At 41.6% G+C, this 20,215-nt stretch carries 19 protein-coding genes; all 19 read right to left on the bottom strand.

Translation table 11 applies throughout. The features are described from left to right. Nucleotides 1-381: 381 nt before the first annotated feature. Nucleotides 382-2,301 carry a TRAP transporter permease gene (locus tag J2S00_RS18905; RefSeq protein WP_307343619.1) on the bottom strand — a complete coding sequence of 640 codons (1,920 nt, stop codon included), beginning with the start codon at nt 2,299-2,301 and terminating at the stop codon, nt 382-384. Between the two features lie 88 nt (nt 2,302-2,389). Continuing rightward, nucleotides 2,390-3,451, bottom strand: a complete 1,062-nt coding sequence (locus tag J2S00_RS18900; protein WP_307343617.1) for a TAXI family TRAP transporter solute-binding subunit — start codon at nt 3,449-3,451, stop codon at nt 2,390-2,392. Between the two features lie 18 nt (nt 3,452-3,469). Further along, a complete protein-coding gene (locus J2S00_RS18895) occupies nt 3,470-4,825 on the bottom strand; it encodes a UbiD family decarboxylase (RefSeq protein ID WP_307343614.1) in 1,356 nt (451 codons plus the stop codon). Between the two features lie 33 nt (nt 4,826-4,858). Next, nucleotides 4,859-6,322 carry an aldehyde dehydrogenase family protein gene (locus J2S00_RS18890; RefSeq protein ID WP_307343611.1) on the bottom strand — a complete coding sequence of 488 codons (1,464 nt, stop codon included), beginning with the start codon at nt 6,320-6,322 and terminating at the stop codon, nt 4,859-4,861. 291 nt (nt 6,323-6,613) lie between these two features. After that, nucleotides 6,614-7,192: a UbiX family flavin prenyltransferase gene (locus tag J2S00_RS18885; protein ID WP_503128590.1), complete on the bottom strand. Its 579-nt coding sequence runs from the start codon at nt 7,190-7,192 to the stop codon at nt 6,614-6,616. A 55-nt stretch (nt 7,193-7,247) separates the two neighbouring features. Beyond that, the gene (locus J2S00_RS18880; protein ID WP_307343604.1) at nt 7,248-8,042 is read right to left on the bottom strand and encodes an enoyl-CoA hydratase/isomerase family protein; all 795 of its coding nucleotides are present in this window, start codon (nt 8,040-8,042) and stop codon (nt 7,248-7,250) included. A gap of 16 nt (nt 8,043-8,058) precedes the next feature. Further along, complete coding sequence (locus tag J2S00_RS18875) at nt 8,059-9,618, bottom strand: class I adenylate-forming enzyme family protein (protein WP_307343601.1); 1,560 nt, start codon at nt 9,616-9,618, stop codon at nt 8,059-8,061. Nucleotides 9,619-9,640: 22 nt separating this feature from the next. Continuing rightward, on the bottom strand, nt 9,641-10,132 hold the full coding sequence (locus tag J2S00_RS18870; RefSeq protein ID WP_307343597.1) for a (2Fe-2S)-binding protein: 492 nt from the start codon (nt 10,130-10,132) through the stop codon (nt 9,641-9,643). 5 nt (nt 10,133-10,137) lie between these two features. Continuing rightward, nucleotides 10,138-11,013 (bottom strand): FAD binding domain-containing protein, encoded by an 876-nt coding sequence (locus tag J2S00_RS18865; protein WP_307343595.1) that lies wholly within the window; start codon nt 11,011-11,013, stop codon nt 10,138-10,140. 33 nt (nt 11,014-11,046) lie between these two features. Further along, entirely contained in the window at nt 11,047-11,502 is a 456-nt protein-coding gene (locus J2S00_RS18860; RefSeq protein WP_307343592.1) for an SRPBCC family protein, read from the bottom strand. A gap of 50 nt (nt 11,503-11,552) precedes the next feature. Continuing rightward, nucleotides 11,553-13,973, bottom strand: a complete 2,421-nt coding sequence (locus J2S00_RS18855; protein ID WP_307343589.1) for a xanthine dehydrogenase family protein molybdopterin-binding subunit — start codon at nt 13,971-13,973, stop codon at nt 11,553-11,555. Continuing rightward, nucleotides 13,970-14,575: a nucleotidyltransferase family protein gene (locus J2S00_RS18850; RefSeq protein ID WP_307343586.1), complete on the bottom strand. Its 606-nt coding sequence runs from the start codon at nt 14,573-14,575 to the stop codon at nt 13,970-13,972. The genes J2S00_RS18855 and J2S00_RS18850 overlap by 4 nt, the downstream gene beginning before the upstream one ends. Further along, nucleotides 14,572-15,783 (bottom strand): XdhC family protein, encoded by a 1,212-nt coding sequence (locus J2S00_RS18845; protein WP_307343584.1) that lies wholly within the window; start codon nt 15,781-15,783, stop codon nt 14,572-14,574. The genes J2S00_RS18850 and J2S00_RS18845 overlap by 4 nt, the downstream gene beginning before the upstream one ends. 99 nt (nt 15,784-15,882) lie before the next feature. Then, nucleotides 15,883-16,650 carry a helix-turn-helix domain-containing protein gene (locus J2S00_RS18840; RefSeq protein ID WP_307343581.1) on the bottom strand — a complete coding sequence of 256 codons (768 nt, stop codon included), beginning with the start codon at nt 16,648-16,650 and terminating at the stop codon, nt 15,883-15,885. A gap of 67 nt (nt 16,651-16,717) precedes the next feature. Further along, complete coding sequence (locus tag J2S00_RS18835; RefSeq protein ID WP_307343579.1) at nt 16,718-18,256, bottom strand: class I adenylate-forming enzyme family protein; 1,539 nt, start codon at nt 18,254-18,256, stop codon at nt 16,718-16,720. Nucleotides 18,257-18,539: 283 nt separating this feature from the next. After that, nucleotides 18,540-18,911 (bottom strand): hypothetical protein, encoded by a 372-nt coding sequence (locus tag J2S00_RS18830; RefSeq protein ID WP_307343576.1) that lies wholly within the window; start codon nt 18,909-18,911, stop codon nt 18,540-18,542. A gap of 58 nt (nt 18,912-18,969) precedes the next feature. Continuing rightward, nucleotides 18,970-19,149, bottom strand: coding sequence for a hypothetical protein (locus J2S00_RS18825; protein WP_307343574.1), 180 nt, complete (start codon nt 19,147-19,149; stop codon nt 18,970-18,972). After that, on the bottom strand, nt 19,146-19,799 hold the full coding sequence (locus J2S00_RS18820) for a hypothetical protein (RefSeq protein ID WP_307343571.1): 654 nt from the start codon (nt 19,797-19,799) through the stop codon (nt 19,146-19,148). Before J2S00_RS18820 ends, J2S00_RS18825 begins: the two co-directional genes overlap by 4 nt. Nucleotides 19,800-19,898: 99 nt before the next feature. Next, nucleotides 19,899-20,159: an amidohydrolase family protein gene (locus J2S00_RS18815; protein ID WP_307343569.1), complete on the bottom strand. Its 261-nt coding sequence runs from the start codon at nt 20,157-20,159 to the stop codon at nt 19,899-19,901. Nucleotides 20,160-20,215 lie beyond the last annotated feature (56 nt).

Raw genomic sequence — 20,215 nt, 5'->3', positions numbered from 1 at the left:
AAGAATTTGCCGAGAAACGTGCCCTTGCGCTTACAGCCCGTAAACTGGTGCGGTTGGTCTTTTATCTGCTGAAGACCAATCGACTTTACGAACCGAAAGGGGTGACCCTACAAAGAGCTTAGATTCACTTACTCTCATCACCAATCCCACCAGTTCCTAGTTTAATAGGAAATATATGAAAATCTAGGCAGGGTGGGCTTAGTTTCCTATTGCCTTTTTTCACTACACCTCCGTTAAAGCAACGATTTTGTACAAATTAGTCTCTTGACATCATACCGCTGCTCTTTTTGATTAGTAACCATTGGTTGATATAATATAATAGTAAAAATTCTTTGATTTATAGTATACGGGTGTTATTGGTTAATTAGTTTTAAAATATAACTAACGTAGGTTTAAATATTTTGATATTATTTTTCGCTCGATCATTTTCGGGAAACTCCTACCAGTGGGCTCATTTTTTAAAAAATATTTTATTCTCAACCAATGTATAATAACCAGAACCAGAAACAATGTAATACCAATAATGTCAAAAGTGATATACGGAACAATCATTAATATAGCTGCCGCACACATACAGCTCCTCATTAACCAAGAGATATTGGCAAAAAGATATCCAATAATACATACACTTAAAGCCACTATACCTAGTGTTGTTGAAAAAATCGTCCAAATAATTTCTGATATTTCTCCAATTAGTAGTAAAGATGGGTTGAATACGAAAGAGAATGGTATCAGAAAAAATGCCAAACCAAATAACAAGGCTCGTATGCTGGTTTCACCCATTTTTGCACCGGAAATGCTAGCAGCGCTGTAGGAAGCTAAAGCAATTGGCGGTGTTATCATGGACAGGACAGCAAAATAAAGCACAAACATATGCGCTGCTAACCGTTCCACCTCAAATTGTACTAATGCTGGGGTAAGCAAAATAGCTCCCATAATGTACGCAGATGTTGTTGGCATCCCCATGCCTAAAATAATACAGCCAATAGCTATTAAAATCATTGCCAGGATTAAATTGCCAAAAGACCACTGTACAATAAGATCAGTAAACTTAAGACCCAGTCCTGAAAGACTGATAACCCCCACAATAATACCAGCAACTGCACATGGAATGGCAACTTTTACTGCTTGCTTTGCCCCATCTTCCATAGCAGAGGCAATTTTATTAATTCCCATACATGTATCTTTCCTAAAATAACTTACAGCAACTATACTAACAATAGCCCAAAATGCAGCTGTGGATAATGTATATCCTAAAAATATCAATGTAACTAAAATGACTAACGGCAGTAAAAGATGAATTCTTTTTAAGATTTTATCCTGTTGTTGTTTTATATTTTCATTATTGGCATTTAAATTGTCTTTTTTTGCTTTTAAATGAACAATAACAAGTAGGGACAAAAAGTACAGTAATGCTGGAATTAATGCTGCCAAAATTATTTCTGCATAAGGAATACCTATCATCTCAGCCATTAAAAATGCAGCTGCCCCCATAATTGGTGGCATGATTTGTCCTCCAGTAGAGGCAAGGGCTTCAATAGCTGCCGAGTCTCTCTTAGAATACCCGGTCTTTTTCATTAGGGGAATCGTAAAAATTCCTGTACTGACGACATTACCTACTGCACTCCCATTTACACTCCCCATTAATGCACTTGATACAATTGCAGCTTTTGCCGAACCACCTTTTAAATGACGTGTTAACCTATATGCAATATCAATAAATAGCTGTCCCCCTCCTGATTTTTCAAGAAATGCACCAAAAAGAACAAAGTAAAACACATACTCAGCGGAAACACCGATTGGAACTCCAAATATTCCATCAGGTGACAAAAATAATAGATCAACTAACCCTTCAGAGTTTACTCCACGGTGACTAATCAGCCCACTAAGATATGGACCGACATAGGCGTATCCAATAAAAATTACCGCTAATAGCGTAATGACCTTACCAACAGCCCTTCTCGAAGCTTCTAGTACCAGAAGGATAAATAGCAAACCAAACCAAAAGTCAAAACCTTCTACGGGGTCTACATGCCAGATTCGGGAACTTATTCGATCAGCGTGATAGACGACATAGCCACCAATGACTAAGGGCAATATTATTGTTATATAATCCAAAATCTGCCATGTTATCTTCTTGTTATCCCGAGTTAAAGGAAATAATGAAAATGTTAAGGCCAAGGCAAACGAAACATGAATTGCTCTTTGAACGTTAGCAGGAAATGCTGCAAATCCTGCGGTGTATAGTTGGAATAAAGACCAACAAATTGCCAGGGAAGCAGGGATCAGTATTCGCGCCATACGAGAAATCCTCCTCTGGAAGAAAAGTTAGCAGGCCTTCCTATGGAAAAGAAAATCCCGAGAGAAGAATGTTTGAAAGTGGTGGCTATTATTCTAACCAACCTTTCTCTTGATAGTATTTTTCCGCTCCAGGATGAAGAGGGATTCTTCCAATATTATCTGGATGTAGACCTTCTTCGGGGATATAATATGATAAGGCGTTATGACCATCTACGAGTCTTTCTTTATTTTCTGCCAAGGCTTTTGTGATTGCATAGGCTAAATCCTCAGAAAGTTCAGTAGTGGTTGTAAGTGTCGTTGACAGCCCAGGAGACTGAACTTCATAATCTTGTCCGTTATACACATTTGGAGGGAGAATATTTTTAACATATCCATACTCTCTTAGTTTTTCTAAATACTCATCTTCAACTGAGATGAAAGTTACTGGTGTTTGTATGGCAATTTCAGTGAATGCTGGGTGCCCTTCAGTCATGACCTGGATAAACATATCACCTCTCCCATCTTGTATTGAAGACTGTACTACATCGAACGAAGTGTGTTCTACTGATCCCCCATATGATTTAATTGTGTCATAATCCAGTCCATAGACTTCAAGTATTTGCCTAGCAGCCATTTCTCCTTGACTTCCCCTATTAACTGTTAGTAGTCTAATAGGAATTTCTTTTTCCTTTATATCTGCTATAGAAGTAATATCATATCTGTCAACAAATTCGTTAGTCATAACAATTCCCACATAATATTTATCCATACCACCAACTAATGCACGTATATTTTCGTATTTTTGTTCATAACCATTATCACCGTTATAAGCCCATAGATTATTTAAATTAAACGTCAAGGCTATATCGGCTTCTCCGTTGTCAAGAAGATCAACATTACCATATCCCCCAGAATACGGCAGCACATCAACTCTGTTAATTTCATCAACTTCGTCCTGAAGAATGGAGGCCATTGTAGCTCCATATACATACCATGAGCTTCCTTGAGATAAAGTGGCCATGTTTAGTGAGATTGATTCACTCCCTGTTGATGAAAGTGTTTCATCCCCGTTAGCTTCTGAACCATTACTCGTCTGTACAGTTTCTTGAGAACAAGCTACCAATGCAACAAAAGTGAGAAGTAATATTAATGGGAATTTTCTTCCAATCACATTCATCACTCCTTCAAATTATTTTAAGTACTTATCAACATTAAGCTTTTCTATTCCTGGAATTTTGATGCGTTCATATGCCATCGGTTCACTATTTAATGGTACTGTACAATCAAATCCCATTTTTGAGCTGACCCCGTTACTGGTAGAAGGATCTAGCTTTGAACCGAGTGCACCATTTACGATTACCAAATCCTTATCTGCTTGAAACCTGGTTGCTAATGCCCATTCGACCTCTTCCAGATTAAAAATATCAACTTCGTCATCTACCACAGTGACATGTTTAATATCATAATGGGCTGCAAACGCTGCCAATATGACGTTTTTTGCTTCACCTTCGTTTCTCTTCTGCATAGACACAATGAGATGATAACGACAAGTGCCTCCCAAGGTTAAATGCACGTTTTTCACTGTGGGAACAGTATTGCGTAAAGCTCTTAATATGCTCGCTTCCCTAGGAATTCCACCCAACAATAGATGTTCATAACTGGCAGGAACTATGGTTTGATAAATGGGGTTTTTGCGATGGGTGATCGTTGATATTTCAATAACCTCTTTGTCACTCCTGGGTCCATAATATTTAGGAAACTCTCCGAAAGGACCCTCAGCTTCCCTCACATGGGGGAGAATTTTCCCTTCGAGTACAATTTCGGCATGTGCCGGTACAAATACATCAATGGTTTTGCATTTGACAACAGGGACTGATTCACCTTTCAAAGCTCCGGCAATCTCCATTTCATCCTGGCCAAGCGGCGCAATAGCTTGGGATGCCAAAAGCGTAATGGGATCAACGCCAATTACAATAGCGACTTCTAATGGTTTTCCTTGTTCTTCCGCATTTTTATAAAAATTATATAAATGTCTGGGAAGAAGTAATGCACCCAGCCGATTCCGTCCCGATACTTGCAATCGGTGTATTGACACATTTTGACTTCCTGTCTTAGGATCTTTAGCTATTGCAAGCCCGGCCGAGATATAATGCCCTGAATCTTTTTCATGATGAACTGGAATAGGAAGCATTTTTAACAGATCAATATCATCGTCCTTAACCACTACTTCATGAACCGGAGCTTCATGGCTTTCAACTTGCTGACAGGTTAGAGGGTGATCAAGAGCATGTAAAAACTTCTCATTCATCTCTCGTTCCGTTATATCCAACGCATCGGCAAATTGCTTACGTGTTGTGGCTATCCCTGCAACGACAGGAATATCATAACCTTCAACATCAGTAAAATATGCCGCCTTTTTTCCATCCAACATTTTTGTCATACCGGCAACTTCAAATTGCAGTGAAACCTTTTCATCAATACTGGCCAGCTCTCCATTTTTCTTCAAATGTTCTAACCAGGTTCGTAAGGATTGGCATTTAAGCATGATTTTATCCCCCGTGTCAAAAGTGTTGTTATTTTAATTTTCATCTATTTGAATATTTATATGCTTCGTCTCGGTATACTCCATCAAGCCCTCTATGCCCCTTGTACGGCCTAATCCACTTTCTTTATAACCTCCGAATTCAGTTTGAGGATAATTTTTGTTATACGTGTTAATCCACACCGTACCAGCCTTAACTTTTCTAGCGACACGGATAGCCCGGTTTACATCATTGGTCCATATACCAGCTGCCAGACCAAAAATAGTTCCATTAGCTAAAGCAATAGCTTCTTCTTCTTCTTTAAATACTTGAACAGCTAAAACAGGACCAAATATTTCCTCCTGGGCTAATCTGGATTCAATCGGTACCTCGTCAAAAATGGTGGGTTGGAGATAAAAGCCCTGGTCATACTCACCTCCCCTCAGTCTATTACCCCCTGTTACCAGTTTTGCCTCTTCCCGGCCAATATCACAGTATTCTAACACCTTCTTTAATTGTTTTTCCGAAATGACTGGGCCCATGTCTGTTGATTCTTCAAGGCCATTGCCAACTTTTAATCTTTCTGCTTGTTGACGAAGCGCTTCAACTACTTCTTTGTGTATGGATTCATGTACAATGACCCGGGTGCCGGCAAAACACATTTGACCTGCAGTAATAAATATTGAGTGAGTTATGTTCGGAATCGCTTTTTTAAGATTGGCATCTGGAAAAAGAATATGAGGTGATTTTCCTCCCAATTCTAATGCTAATTTCTTAACCTTGTCAGCAGCTTGCTTCATTAATTGCTTACCTGTATTAGTATCACCTGTAAAACTGAGTGCATCAACTTTCGGATTTATTGTCAGCTCATTACCAATCAGCGCTCCCGGTCCAGTCACCATGTTTACAATTCCAGCAGGAAACTCTTCTACCTCATCAACTAATTTTACAATAGTAAGGCTAGTTAAAGGCGTTTGGCTGGCAGGCTTTAAGATCACTGCATTACCAGCAGCAAGAGCTGGGGCTACTTCCCGAATCATGAGCATAGCCGGCCAGTTCCATGGTGAAATAATACCCACAACCCCTATTGGTTCTTTATCAATTATGCTGTATGACTCTGCTGATGGAGTAATAGAGCGTCCAAACAAACTGCGGGCCATTCCAGCATAATACTTAAGGGTATCGATACAAGCTGTTAATTCAATTCTTGACTCTCTAATTGTTTTTCCATTTTCCATGGTTAATATTTTGGCTATACTTTCCTTCTCCTCGTTAAGTTTAGCAGCCCATCTCATTAATGCCTCTGAACGTTTAGCTGAATTGTATCTCCAATCCGTTGCTTGAAAAGCATGTGCTGCTGAATCAATTGCTAAGCGGATATCTTCCAACCCTGACTTGGGAGATGAACCGATTATCTGTTCTGTGGCTGGATTGATAGAAATTATCATTTCCCCTGTACTGGATTCAATCCATTGACCTGCAATATAATTTTTTTTGAAAAAATCGGTTTTAACCTGCATAAAATGGACTCCTCTCTATAACCCTCGTTGCAACACTAGAATATATTTTTCATCCCAATTTGGTCCCCTTTTTCAGCAGCTTTAATATCTTATCCATGGCCGACCAGCACCGGACCCCTCTGCCTCTTTTTCTCTCTTCTTCTCATGAGTTTAAAGGAGAGGTGCCTATCGATAAGTGACGAATGTCCATATCAACCCCCGAAGGCACGACGGAAGCCTAACAGGGGGAGAAGAACCAAAAGAAGCTCAATTACAAATAAAACTTATACTGCAATTCTTGGGGAGCCTCCTTTATTTTAGTCCTTTCCATCTTTCGAATAAGCGAGCTTCTATTCCAAACTGATCCAAAGCTTTTCCGACACTGTGATTGACAATATCATCAATTGTTCTTGGTTTATGGTAAAAACTTGGCACAGGAGGAAGAATGATCCCCCCCATCTCAGTCACTGATTGCATTAATTTAATATGACCCAAATGTAAAGGTGTTTCACGAAGCAAAAGCACAAGTTTTCTTCTTTCCTTCAACGTTACATCTGCCACTCGTGTAATCAAGTTGTCATTAAAACTGTTGGCAATAGATGATAGTGTTTTAATTGAACAAGGGGCTATAATCATACCATCAACAATAAATGAACCGCTTGAGATGCTTGCTCCGATATCATTATGCTCATATACTTTTGTACTAATGGACGCAATTTGCTCCAGTGTATAATCAGTTTCATAAACAATTGTCTTTATTGCCGATGGACTGATAACAACATGTGTCTCTACTTGTAAGTGACTGAGCGCTTCTATTGTTCTTATTCCATAAATGGATCCACTGGCTCCCGTTATTCCAATGACTATTTTTTTCATTCTTTCGCCCCTCAGTGTTTCATATTTTTACCATGTAAACAGATTTAATTATGGATTTACAATGGCCACCTTATCTTCCAACAAATTTAGGAGAACGTTTTTCCGCAAATGCTTTGACACCCTCTTTAAAGTCCTCAGTTCCACGCAACATGCCGTACGCATATCCCTCAATTTCAAGTCCGGCACTCAATGGTCCTTCTTGGGAAGCATTAATAACCTGTTTAAGTACCTTAAGCGCTAAAGGAGAGAAGCGGAGCAATTCATCAACAAGCTTTTGAACCTCATTATCCAGCTCTTCCGGGGAAACCACACTTGTTAGTAACCCCCATTGATAGGCTTCATCTGCCGGAATACGGCGAGCACGCATAATCATATCTTTGGCTCTTCCAATCCCGACAATACGAGCAATGCGCTGTGTTCCCCCGCTGCCTGGAATCATACCCAGGTTCAGTTCAGGAAGGGCCAATAGCGTATTATCAGCTGCCACTCTGAAATCACAAGCCATGGCAATTTCTAAGCCCACACCAAACGTATACCCCTGAAGCTGTGCAATAACAGGCTTCGATGACCGTTCAGGAGCAGCCACGTTTTTATGCAATACAGACAACTCCTCTGGATGGCGCTCCATAAACTCCGTAATCGTTCCCCCGGAAGAAAAGGCTTTTTCCCCCGCACCTTTAAGAATGATCACGCGAACTTCATCATCTTGGTTTAACTGTTCAAATATCTCATTCAGATGAGAACGGCCCATAAAACTTAAGGTATTCATTTTTTCCGGACGATCCAAAATAATGCTGGCCGTCTGTCTGTCCGCATTCTTTTCCACACGAATGTGATCCCATTGACTTACCTTTGTATTTGTCATTATTTTACACGCTCCTTTAAACCTTTAAGTTTGAATGTTCTCCAACAGTTTGATATTCTCCTGCAATTAATTTTCTTCGTAAAATTTTACCTACTGGGCTTTTGGGTATCTCAGATATGAACACATATTTCTTGGGCCGCTTAAAATTGGCCAGGTCTGACGAAGACTTACAAAATTGGTCAAGCTCTTCAGCTGTTAAGGTATTGTCTTTTGCCACTACAAAGGCGGTCACTTCCTGCCCCCATCTCTCATGAGGCAAACCAACAACAGCGACTTCAAATACTTTGGGGTGCTTAGCTATGACATCCTCGACTTCCAGTGGATGGATATTTTCTCCTCCTGAAATAATCATATCGTCCACTCTGCCTACCACGTACAAATCTCCTTCCTCATCAATCACCCCCATATCACCGGTAAAATACCATCCGTCACGAATCGCTTTGCGGGTGGCATCTGGCTTGTTCCAGTAACCTTTAAAGGCTTCAATTGATTTGGTATTGACTATGATTTCACCCGGTTCTCCTGGCGAGACAATATCAGAAGGTTTGGACTTGCCTTCGGGATCAGGAGTCACTACCTGCAGTTGTTGATGAAAACCTGCTTTTCCTGCACTTCCCGGTTTTCTATCCAGATAATCACATATGGAGAATGTATATACCTCAGTACTGCCATAATGATTGACAAACACATCAGGTTTTATCTTTTCAAAACATTTGTCTATAAGTGTCGTTGTCATTGGAGCCCCGGCATACCCTACCTTTTTAAGTGCAGAAAGATCATATTGTTCAAAATCCGGGTGATGGATCAAATCATGAATAATGGTTGGAACCAGATACACACAGGAAATCTTCTCATCTGCAAGTATTTTCAGTGTTAGTGCTGCGTCATAATCAGGAATCATAACAAGTTTGCCATTCAAAAACATGGTGGATAATAATGAGCGCATACCCATTGTATGATATAATGGCATTACCCCGATTGTACTTTCGTGACGTATATATTGGTTTTGAATAATGTGGGCCAAAGCTGCACCATATTCATTTTTGTGGCTTCTGGGCACACCTTTTGGACGGCCCGTTGTTCCCGATGTATATAACATTAAACAGATTTCTTCATCTGTGATTTGCGGCTGTTGAAATCCTCTTACATCAGTTTCCAACAGCTGTTCATAAGTCAGTTCCGTACCTTGGGCTCCCAAAACACTGATTAACAAAGGCCGAGCCTCTTTGGTGGCCTCCAAAACCACGTCCTCACTAACCGGTTCGTAGACGACCGCTTTGGCATCAGCGTCTTGGATGCAGTATCTGACTTCATCAGCAGATAGCCTGAAATTAATAGGGGTAAAAACTGCCCCGATTTTTTGTACGGCCCAATAAAAGATGACCATTTCCATGCGGTTTTTCATAATGAGCACAATTCTGTCCCCTTGAGTGATACCCAAGGATTGCAGACCAGCCGCAAGCCTGCAGGCATGTGTGTTCAATTCTTCATAAGACAGCCTATACTCTCCATCCACAAGAGCTGTATGTTGTGGATACCTGGTCACGGCAAACTCAAAAAGCGAAGCCAGGTCCAATATTACTCACCTTCCTTCATCATTATTGAGATTTATCACCAACTACTTTTTCAATAGCATCAACAATTCCTTTATAACCCGTACAGCGGCAGAGATGACCGGAAAGCATTTCAATAATTTCATGCCGGTCAGGCACATGTGCTTGTTCCAACAACTCCACACTCGACATTAATATTCCGGGGGTGCAAAAACCACATTGCAGTGCATGACACTCGGAGAACGCCTGTTGCAGCGGATGCATACGCCCCTCAGCAGCCAACCCTTCTACTGTTACAATTTCGCTCCCATCCGCTTGTACGGCAAACATCAGGCAGCTTCGAATCGCTTTCCCATTAACCCGTACAGTGCACGCCCCGCAAACACCGTGTTCACAACCTACATGAGTTCCTGTTAAACCACAATTTTCTCTTAAAAAATCACTTAACAATTTACGGGGTTCCACTGTGTCTTCAACAACAGTCCCATTTATGCTGACTCTAACTACCATTTTTTCGTCTCGCAAAACCTTGTCCATATCATTCACCTCCTTTTCAGTGCCCGTTCATATGCTGTAAGGAGCGCCCGCTTGGCCAGAACCCTAGCCAATTGGAGCCGGTATTCCCTTGAGGCGTGCAAATCATCGTCAGGGTCAGCATCTTCCAGAGCAAGCTCTAAAGCTTGGTTTATCAACTCATCTGTTGGTTGGCGGCCAATTAATATATTGATGGCGTCATCCGCCACAACAGGTACGGCGTCAATCCCCCCAAGTGCTAATCGTCCTGAATGAATACGACCATCTTGATCAGCAGCAAGTTGGCTGGCTACGGCAACAATGGCAAAATCCCCATGCCTGCGGCTGAATTCCACAAATGCATAACCCGGCAATATGTTGGCTGATGGTATACGGATTTCTGTAAGCAACTCATGCGGTAATATATTTGCAGTCAGGTAGGTCAGGAAAAAGTCACCGATTTCCACAGTACGTATCTCTTCAGTGCTGCGTAACACCACTTCCGCATTTAATACGGATAAAGCTAATGGAATTTCGGCGCTAGGGTCAGCATGCACCAAGCTCCCTCCCACCGTTCCCCTGTTGCGGGTCTGCAAGTGGCCTATGAAAGGAAGCGCCTCACTTAGCAAAGGGACATGTTGCTGAACCAGTGAAGACAGTTCAAGGGTACGCTGTCTGGTCAAGGCACCAATTTTTAAATAACCGTCTTCCACTGTTATATACTCCAAATCAGATAATTGGTTGATATCTACCAAAACTCCAGGCTCTGACAGACGCATATTTAAAATAGGAATAAAGCTTTGGCCACCGGCAATGATTTTTGCTTCCTCTTCAAACTCTGTTAATAGCTGCAAAGTTTCTTCCAAAGTACTTGGTCGGTAATAGTCAAAAGGGGCAGGTTTCATCAACTCACTCCTCTCTTACAACCGTTTTAAATATTAAGCCGAATGATGTATTTTGCTTAGTTCCTTTTTGGCCCGTTTGAAAAAGTCGCTGATGATCAGTTTAGCCACCCCTCCCAGCATACGTTGTCCAATTGATGCCACTTTGCCACCCACATTAGCCGTATACGAGTACTTCAACAAGGTATTCTGATCATCCATTGCTGTTAAGTTAATTGCACCTTCCGCATTCACAAAACCTGGACTGCCTTCTCCTTTGACAACTAACTTGTAATGATTTGGTTGTTCTACATCTTTTAATATGATGGTTGCATCATACTTTCCCTTGACCGCAGCAATACCAACAGATAGCTCTGCCTTATAAGTTGACTCATCGATTTGTTCTAAATGCTTACAACCCATGATGCAATTTTGCAGAACTTCAGGATCCAACAGTTTATTAAAAACATGCTCAATGTTCCCTGGCAGTTCAATCTTGCCGTTTCCATTCATACTTTACTCCTCCTTATAATTGGATGTGAATTGTTGCCCATCAAGGTCAGTTAAGCTTTTAGTTTACTTTTTGATTGCCGGACTTTAGACCATATATAATTTGGAGACAATGGCAATCTGTCAATGACAATTCCAAGTGGCTTTAACGCATCTGTGACAGCATTGGCAATAGCCACAGGGGTACTCATGGTATTTCCCTCTCCCAATCCCTTTGCTCCCAATGGCGTTAATGGCGAAGGTGTTTCCAAATGTTTAATTGTCACGTCGGGCATCTCTGTTGCCGTGGGGCACAAATAGTCCATAAAACTTCCAGTTAACATTTGTCCCTGGCGGTCATAGACCAGTTCTTCATACATTGCACCGCCCAATCCATGAGCCAAACCCCCGTAGATTTGTCCATCCACAATCAATGGATTGAGCCTTTTCCCTGCGTCATGAACTGTAATATAATCCAATATCTTAATTTCACCCGTTTCAATATCCACTTCCACAGTGACAGCATCTGCCACAAATCCATAAGTAACAGAGCCATTCACCAGATCATGCTCATCCGGCGGTAAGGCTGTGGATATTGAGAAAAACGCCGTTTCGTGAATACCCGGTTCAAGTCCATTCAATGATCCTTCAGGATTCCAATGGGCAGAACCAATCAGCCGTTTCAACGAAATTTGCAGCTCGGGCCGGTTTTTGGCAAATACTTTGCCGTTTTCCATGGTCAGCTCACGGACTGGCACTTTTAGCAGACTTTGAGCAATATTTAACAGTTTCTGACGAACTTTTTGAGCCGCTTGAAAAACCACACTGGAGCCGATGGGGCCAAAACGGCTGGAATAACTTCCGGAAGCAACCGTCCACGGGCTCGTCACGGTATCCATTTCGGCCACTACCCGCACAGACTCTGGATCAACGCCCAAAACATCAGCCACGATTTGTGCCGCTACCGTTTCATGGCCTTGGCCAGTCGGAGTAGTGCTTATTCTCACACTGATTCCCCCCATGGGATCAATTGCAACTGTGGCCCCTTCTGCACATCCTGACTTTGGTAACCCTTTGGTCCGCTCCTCCGCTGTTTGGGCAATCGTGACATAACCCATATTTGAACCTGAGGGTTCTACGATGCAAGCCAAACCAAGGCCAATATATTTTCCTTGTGACCATGCTACTTTCTGCTTCTTTCTGAAATTTTCATAATCTATTGTCCGCAAGGCAAGGTCAAATGCTTGATGATAATCCCCGCTGTCATACAGGCCGCCTGAAGCCGTACGGTATGGAAATTCGTGTTTGTTAATCAGATTTTTTCTGATCACCTCAGCCGGATCCATATTTAACCGTTCAGCAATCATATGCATGATCCGTTCCAGTGGAAAATAAAGCTGCTGTCCCCCGTACCCCCGGATTAAACCGGTCGGACATTTGTTGGTCATGACTGCAATCGCTTCCATTTGTAAATGTGGAATGCGGTAGGCACCTGTTGTATTGGAGTGAGTCCTGTACAGACAGGCCGGTTCAGGCGCACGGATATAGCCGCCCACATTGTCCGCAAACTTCATTTTAAGCCCTGTCACAGTGCCGTCTTTCTTAACGGCGGCTTCGATCCAGGTGACACGGTCGGTTCCACTTGAGCTGGCCAGCAAATGCTCTTGACGGTCTTCGATCCATTTGACAGGAACACCCACTTGTCTGGCTACAACCGCCATCAGGACCATATAAGGATAAACAGCCGATTTAATACCGTAACTACCGCCTATGTCTTTAGGTACAATCACCCTAAATTTGTGACTCGGGGTTCCTAGCGCAGCAGCCATTACCGAGTGCAATGTGAAAGGCCCGTGGAAATTGGCCCAAACCGTATAACTTTCTTCACTTGGATCAAAATTTGCAATAACACCATAGGTTTCTACTGGTGTGGCACTATATTTTGGATAATAAAATTTGTGCTTAACGACTAAATCTGCTTCTGCAAAGGCTTTGTTAACATTCCCGTAATCAAAGAAACGATGGTTGGCGATGTTGGACCCCACATTGTCGTGCAGCAGAGGGGCATCTGGTTTCAGTGCTTCCTCAATGTCCACAACGGCCGGCAAAGGCTCATAATCAACTTCAATTTTTTCCAAAGCATCTTCAGCCAAGTACCTGTTTTGGGCCACTATTACCGCAACCGGTTCACCGACATAACGCACTTTATCCACTGCTATGGCATAATAGTCAATAGGTTGAGAAACCCCAACCGGAAAAGGTTTGGTCAGTGCTGAAACATCCTTTCCCGTTACCACACCCTTTACACCAGGCATCTTTAATGCTTTTTCCGTTCGTATCTCTTTAATGTAAGCGTGTGCATAAGGGCTTCGTAAAATGGCCACATGGTGAATATTCGGCACGGGGCTCAAGTCTTCAATAAATGTTCCTTTTCCCGTTGTCAGCCGTGCGTCCTCAATACGCTTCATACGGCGGCCAATCTGTTTACCAGTCATACTTCATCTCCCTTTTCCAAAATAATATGCTGATAATCTTCGTAGGTATCAATGTCTGTAGGTGGAATATATGGAATATAAACCCATTTTTGATATTGTTTATATTTATTGATAATGTCTTTTCCACCTCGGTCTCCTTTTAAGGACATCAATTCCGAAAACAAACTTTTGTCAAACAGAACAGGGTGACCGGGTTGCCCCAGGTAGTTAGCCTGAACGATGGGTGCTTGTGTATCCCAATACGTTTTCATTACCCGCTTGATCACATCAAGGTTAATATGAGGCTGATCGGCTAATAATACCGTCACTGCTTCTGCAGAGGCGGGTAATGATTGGATCCCATATTGAATGGAAGAACCTAATCCAAGATGGGCCTTTGGGTTCCAAACTATATACACCGGCAGATTCTTTAGTTCATCAAACAATTGAGGAAAATTTGGATTTAAGACCACCACCACACCACTGCTTTGGGCTTTGACTGCTTTTTGAACCACATATCTTAACAAACTCTCTTTTCCAATTGGGAGCAATAACTTTTGTTCACCCATTCGTTTTGAAAAACCGGCTGCCAGAACAAGTATCCAAACCGATTTCGTCATCATGGCACTTTTTCCACCCCAAGAGATTGGAAGGCTTTTGGACCATTAATTTCTTGACTGGTATATTGGCTCCTTGGATGAATAGGGCCCTTACGCATACTTAACGATCCACCGGAGCGGTTGTGGTAATGAGCCACAATTTCTGAAAGAATACTTAATGCAATCTCTTCAGGTGTCTCAGCACCAATGTCTAAGCCTACTGGATAATATAAGTTACTTTGATCCAGGTCATTGGTCTGGGAATCATTCACACGCAATGCTTCCAATAGTTTTTCCGTCCGCTTACGGGAACCTAAAATACCTATAAATGATATATGTTCATGTAAAAGCCCCTTCAAATAAATCGAATCTTGATGAAAGTGATGTGACATAATGACTGCACTCGTTCCCGGGCCGAGTACCAGATCTTTTGGAAACTGGCCGGATGGCACTAAAATGACTTGATCCGCATCTGGCAAGTGGGATGATGTCGCATAAGCAGACCTGTGATCAACCACGGTGACATGCCAGTTAAGCAGTTTGGCTCCCCTGACCAATGGCACTGCATCCGGTCCTGCCCCAAAAATGACCATCCGGGGGATTGGCTTGATTTTATCTATAAAAACGGTTACATTAATGCGCCTTCCATCGATTGTGACCGTCCCCTCTGTTAATTGAGAAACCTTTTTCACCATTTTATTTGTAAAAATACTGTTTTCTATTAACCTTTTATATTGATTTGGCAAGCTCTGTCCTTCCTTAAACCCATCCTTTTTCAGGATCCACTGAGCCCCCGGCCAAATTCTTGATGAATCATCAGAAGAGACAATTGTCAGCACAGTCTGGGGTGTTGTGCTGAAAAGCACCTGTTGATAAAGTGTTAGGATGTATTTGGCTTGCTCAGGCCGTTTTACGGGATCAAAAGGCTGAAGCCAAATGGTTAAAGCTCCTTCACAGCCCACCCCAAGCCCCCAGACCAGATCATCGTCTCTGCGAAAATCATACTTAATGGACATGCATTCTCCCGTTGATAACACTTCCTGACAATAAGTATAAAGGTCACCTTCCACACATCCACCGCTTAAAACACCGATGAGCTGACCATCCTCCTGGATTAAACATTTTGCTCCAACCTGTCTGTATGTTGAACCTTCTGTTTTAATGATCGTAGCCAGGACCGCTTTTTGTTGCAGAACCAAGCACCGCTCTAAGGCCTTGATAATCTGTTCCATGCATCCCACCCCAAGTTCGTCCGGTGTTTGCTTAACATTATAAAAAAACTTCCCCGAGGGAAGTTTTAAAATCTTCTTAATTAAGGTTTTAAGTTTTGATCACTCAATTTTTGTCAGATTGGAAAATAATTTGCGGTATTCGCTGGGTTTCATACCTTCTATTCTTTTAAATGTTGTTGCAAAATAACTGGCGCTGGTAAAACCAATATTATTAGCAATTACCTCTATGGGCAGAGAGGTCATTTTTAAGAGGCTTTTAGATTTTTCGATACGATAACTTGTTAAATATTCCACAAATGTTGTTCCTGTTTCCTCTTTAAATAATCGGCTAAAGTGGGAAGGGCTCAAGTATACCTTATCTGCTAATTCATTAAGTGTAATGGGCTCACTATAATGTGCTTGAATGTAGTGAATGGCAGTCTTAATTGGATTGGCTAAGTCGGTTTGAACTGATTGTGCAGAAGTATTGTTCATAAATTGGTGAGTTTCTCTTGACAATCTGAATTTTAGTAAACGGTTAAAAGTAGTCAGGAGCTCAAATTTTGTAACCGGTTTCAAATAATACGCTGCAAAGCCGGCATTGATACACTCCTGGACTGTCTCAAACATTTGCAACTGTGTTATAACCATAACTGGGAGTTGGGGATACAATTCAAGAGCAGCTTTACCAAGCTCCAACCCGTTTCCATCAGGGAGTGAAAGATCGATGATCACCAACACTGGTTGATGATGCTTCAAATGTAACAATGCATCTTTGACAGACTGTTCTTCCCTAAAAGAAAGATACTGGTATTGACTCTCTTTGATGACAGACCGGACAGTCAAACGGCTTTCTAAATCATCATCAACCATTAATATATCAGCCAAATAAACGCCTCCTCTCTTGGCTTAATGCCTTATTTTTAAAATCTTCTCATTACAGATAATAAAATTTTTAAAATATATATTCAGAGTATTGACCATCCCGTAATTTGCGATAGGCAATCTTTCCAGCGGTTGTTCTGGGCAATTCAGCGAGAAATATATATTTGCGTGGTCTTATATAATTAGAGAGTTGTTTATGCTGTTTGCAATACTGATCCAGCTCCTGAACGCTGACTGTGTCATCTTTAGGAACGACATAGGCAACCACGATTTGGCCCCAACGTTCATCTTTTTCCCCCACAACCACCACATCTTCAACCTTAGGGTGATCCTGTATCACCCTTTCCACTTCCTGAGGGTGGATATTTTCCCCACCATATAAAATCATTTCATCAATCCGGCCGACAATATATAGATCTCCCTCGTCATCAACATAACCTAAATCTCCTGTAAAATACCATCCATCTTTTATTGAACTAGCCGTCGCATCAGGCCGGTTCCAGTACCCTTTGAATGCTTCACTGGAACTCATATCAACAATAATTTCACCGATTTCCCCTTTTTTTACTGTTTCTAATGGGGAAGCTTTTCTCTCTGGATCTGGAACGACCAATCTGATATGTTGGTGAATGCCAGGCTTGCCTGCACAACCTGGCTTTTTGGTTACCTCAGAACATGTTGTGAACGTATAGATCTCTGTACTCCCGTAATGGTTTATAAAATGTTGTGGTGCAAATATTTCGGTACATTTTTGAATCAATGCTTTGGACATCGGAGCCCCTGCATACACAAGGGTCCGTAAAGAGGGGAAAGTCATATACTTTACCTCAGGATGGTGAACAAGATCATGATACATGGTTGGTGTCAAATACAAACAAGAGACCTTTTCCTCAACCATGGTATTTAAACACTCATGAGCATCAAAATCTGGCATAGAAACAAATGTACCGTTGCAAAGGACCATGGCAATCAAAGATCTCAATCCCATTGTATGATAGATAGGCATCACCCCGAGGGTACATTCATGCCATTCATAGTAGCACTGAAAAATATGGGCCAGTGTTGAGGCATATTCATTTTTATGGCTGCGCGGCACACCTTTGGGTCTGCCAGTTGTCCCTGAAGTATACAGAATAACGGATATATCATCGTCGTCGATTAGGGTCGAATAAAAGGTTTCACTGCCATGATTTAAAAGTTCTGTGTAACTAACATCAACGTTATCTACATTAAGACCTATATAGATCGGCCTTGAGCTTAATTCTCCCTGCATGACGGTATGAGCGCTTGATTCTTCAAAAATAACAAATTTTGCTTCCACATCGTTAATACAATAATGGATATCTTCCGGTGAGAGACGTAAATTAATAGGAGTGAATACAGCACCTATTTTTTGAATGGCCCAGAACAAAACAATGGTTTCTATTCTGTTTTTGAGGAGCACCAGCACCCTATCCTGTTTTTTTAAACCAAGACGTTGCAGTGAAGAAGCCACGCGGTTAACTTCTTGATTTAACTCGGCAAAAGTTACTCTTCTGTCTCCTTGTACAATTGCTATATTGTCAGGATATCTATAAACTGAAAATTGAAAAAGTTGACCCAAGTTCATCTTATCCCCCCTGTAGAAATGCTTAATGTAAGTATATCATCTTGTGCCCAACAGTTTCGTTACTGCACTTTTATGGTCTTCTGCTTCTGTTATGATAAATTCGACAATATGCAAGTTACATTCGTTAACTGTTTTCATCTGTGATTAAAGAAAAAAGACCGTATTCGACCTGGTCTTTTTAAGGAAAATACACCCAGTTCATTTTGCCCTTTTGAGCCTCAAGATTTCCAGCTTGTTTTCATGGTTCTCTCTGACCAGAATCTCAAGGCTAGCCTCAATGGCGTCAAACACTCTCATCCATTCTTTTTTCTAAACTTTCAATCCTTGTTTCCAGACCGCCCATTCTCTTTTCTAGACTATCCTGTGAAGCAATTTCATTCCTGCCGACAATTCCCTTATGGCTTGTAAAATTTCCTTTTCCATCATTCAATCTCCTTTTCACCATTTTAGTAAAAGGCGACGAACTTGGATGACTGACGATCGTAACCATTTTATCTAACAACAAGTTTACCATACAGCCTGTTGAAAGTATAGAAAGGGGGAGACAAAGATACGGAGCCTTGTCTCCCCCCTTAATTGGGAGATGGTTTGGTTCTGAAATGTCTATGACCCTGCTTCTTCCTTCTTTTCTTGAGTCCACAGTTCTTTCTTCCATTCCGGATTAAAGATACGGATGACCCCAATGGTTAATAAGGGAATGGCATAGACGGCGATCATGCAGTAACCATGAAAGTGTATCCTTTGGCAATAAGATCTATAATTCCCACCTGAGCTAAAACAACTGAACCAACGAGAGCACCAACGGCAATCAACGCATTTTGTTTTCCGGAAAGGGGCTGTTTGCCAAACTCCTTCAGGTTGGCATTGATCCTGTTAATAAAGGCATGTATCATTCCCGTTGGGTCTCAATCAAGGTCCATCCCACAACCCCCCCAAACAGGACAACAACCCAATTTCCAAATCCTTCTAGCATCACAAGCCAAGGCACCCGGGCTCCTAACACTTCTTCCTTTGGATAAAAGCCTAGAATCGCAAAATATGTTAAAAACCAAGGAAATGTCATTAAAACTCCGGCAATCACTCCGGACCAGAGCGAATGTTTTCTTGACTTTTGCCTTTTGACAGTAAACAACGCTGCTGGATACACCGCCAAATTGTAGCCGACATATAATATACCCGTCCAGGTGACCAGCCCGATTCCAACGTCTCCGGGAATAAAACTGGTATCCCCTGTGGCCAGCACTTGTCTGGCCTCTCCCCAAGTCGATGAAATAACAAGAATGCTGAAAATGATGTAGCCGCTCATTAATGCTAAAGTACCTAAGGTTTTAAACCTTTCAATGAGCTTCTCACCATAAAAATTAAGTACGCCTACTAAAAGGGTAATGCCTATAATACCCACCCAAGGATTAAAACCCATGGTATAATTTAATATTTCGCCAGTTGCAGCCGCCATAACCGCAATGATCAGCACCGCAAGGGCAAGATAGACGATATCATAGGCCACCCACAACTTGCCCACCAATTGTTTCAGCCTTTTCATCTTAAAAAAAGTAGAAACATCCACTCAATTTCAAAAGCTGAGTGGATGTTATTTTTATCACCTGCTCATATTGTTAGAGAGTTTTAATAATTTATCTCCTTAAGTTTTTCTACGAATTACTTGTCCTGCCGTAGTCCCGAGGTATTCTCCATCTTTTACTGTCAATTCTCCATTGACCAGGACATAGTGAATACCTGTCGGTTCCTGCAAAGGATCTTCATAAGTGGAACGGTCGAGAACCGTGTCTGGATCAAAAACCACGATATCTGCCCAATAGCCTTCTCTTAATAATCCTCTATCTTTTAAGCGCAGAAGTTGAGCCCCGAGTTCGACAGTTTGAAACCTTTTTTGGACAAACAAAATTTACAAAATGCTTTTAAATCAAGGCAGATTCGGATGACTACCCAGAAAAATGG

The organism is Caldalkalibacillus uzonensis (genome assembly GCF_030814135.1).
Lineage (GTDB): Bacteria > Bacillota > Bacilli > Caldalkalibacillales > Caldalkalibacillaceae > Caldalkalibacillus > Caldalkalibacillus uzonensis.
Note: the sequence above shows the minus strand (reverse complement) of the source record. Positions and strands in the feature narration are given on the sequence as shown.

What these genes read in the sequence shown, in the direction of transcription:
- J2S00_RS18870 (WP_307343597.1), bottom strand. Translation starts at nt 10,132, where the DNA reads ATGGACAAGGTTTTGCGAGACGAAAAAATGGTAGTTAGAGTCAGCATA.
- J2S00_RS18845 (WP_307343584.1), bottom strand. Translation starts at nt 15,783, where the DNA reads ATGGAACAGATTATCAAGGCCTTAGAGCGGTGCTTGGTTCTGCAACAA.
- J2S00_RS18860 (WP_307343592.1), bottom strand. Translation starts at nt 11,502, where the DNA reads ATGAATGGAAACGGCAAGATTGAACTGCCAGGGAACATTGAGCATGTT.
- J2S00_RS18830 (WP_307343576.1), bottom strand. Translation starts at nt 18,911, where the DNA reads ATGGAAGAAAGAACTGTGGACTCAAGAAAAGAAGGAAGAAGCAGGGTC.
- J2S00_RS18865 (WP_307343595.1), bottom strand. Translation starts at nt 11,013, where the DNA reads ATGAAACCTGCCCCTTTTGACTATTACCGACCAAGTACTTTGGAAGAA.
- J2S00_RS18895 (WP_307343614.1), bottom strand. Translation starts at nt 4,825, where the DNA reads ATGCTTAAATGCCAATCCTTACGAACCTGGTTAGAACATTTGAAGAAA.
- J2S00_RS18905 (WP_307343619.1), bottom strand. Translation starts at nt 2,301, where the DNA reads ATGGCGCGAATACTGATCCCTGCTTCCCTGGCAATTTGTTGGTCTTTA.
- J2S00_RS18835 (WP_307343579.1), bottom strand. Translation starts at nt 18,256, where the DNA reads ATGAACTTGGGTCAACTTTTTCAATTTTCAGTTTATAGATATCCTGAC.
- J2S00_RS18880 (WP_307343604.1), bottom strand. Translation starts at nt 8,042, where the DNA reads ATGACAAATACAAAGGTAAGTCAATGGGATCACATTCGTGTGGAAAAG.
- J2S00_RS18825 (WP_307343574.1), bottom strand. Translation starts at nt 19,149, where the DNA reads ATGATACATGCCTTTATTAACAGGATCAATGCCAACCTGAAGGAGTTT.
- J2S00_RS18850 (WP_307343586.1), bottom strand. Translation starts at nt 14,575, where the DNA reads ATGATGACGAAATCGGTTTGGATACTTGTTCTGGCAGCCGGTTTTTCA.
- J2S00_RS18820 (WP_307343571.1), bottom strand. Translation starts at nt 19,799, where the DNA reads ATGAAAAGGCTGAAACAATTGGTGGGCAAGTTGTGGGTGGCCTATGAT.
- J2S00_RS18890 (WP_307343611.1), bottom strand. Translation starts at nt 6,322, where the DNA reads ATGCAGGTTAAAACCGATTTTTTCAAAAAAAATTATATTGCAGGTCAA.
- J2S00_RS18855 (WP_307343589.1), bottom strand. Translation starts at nt 13,973, where the DNA reads ATGACTGGTAAACAGATTGGCCGCCGTATGAAGCGTATTGAGGACGCA.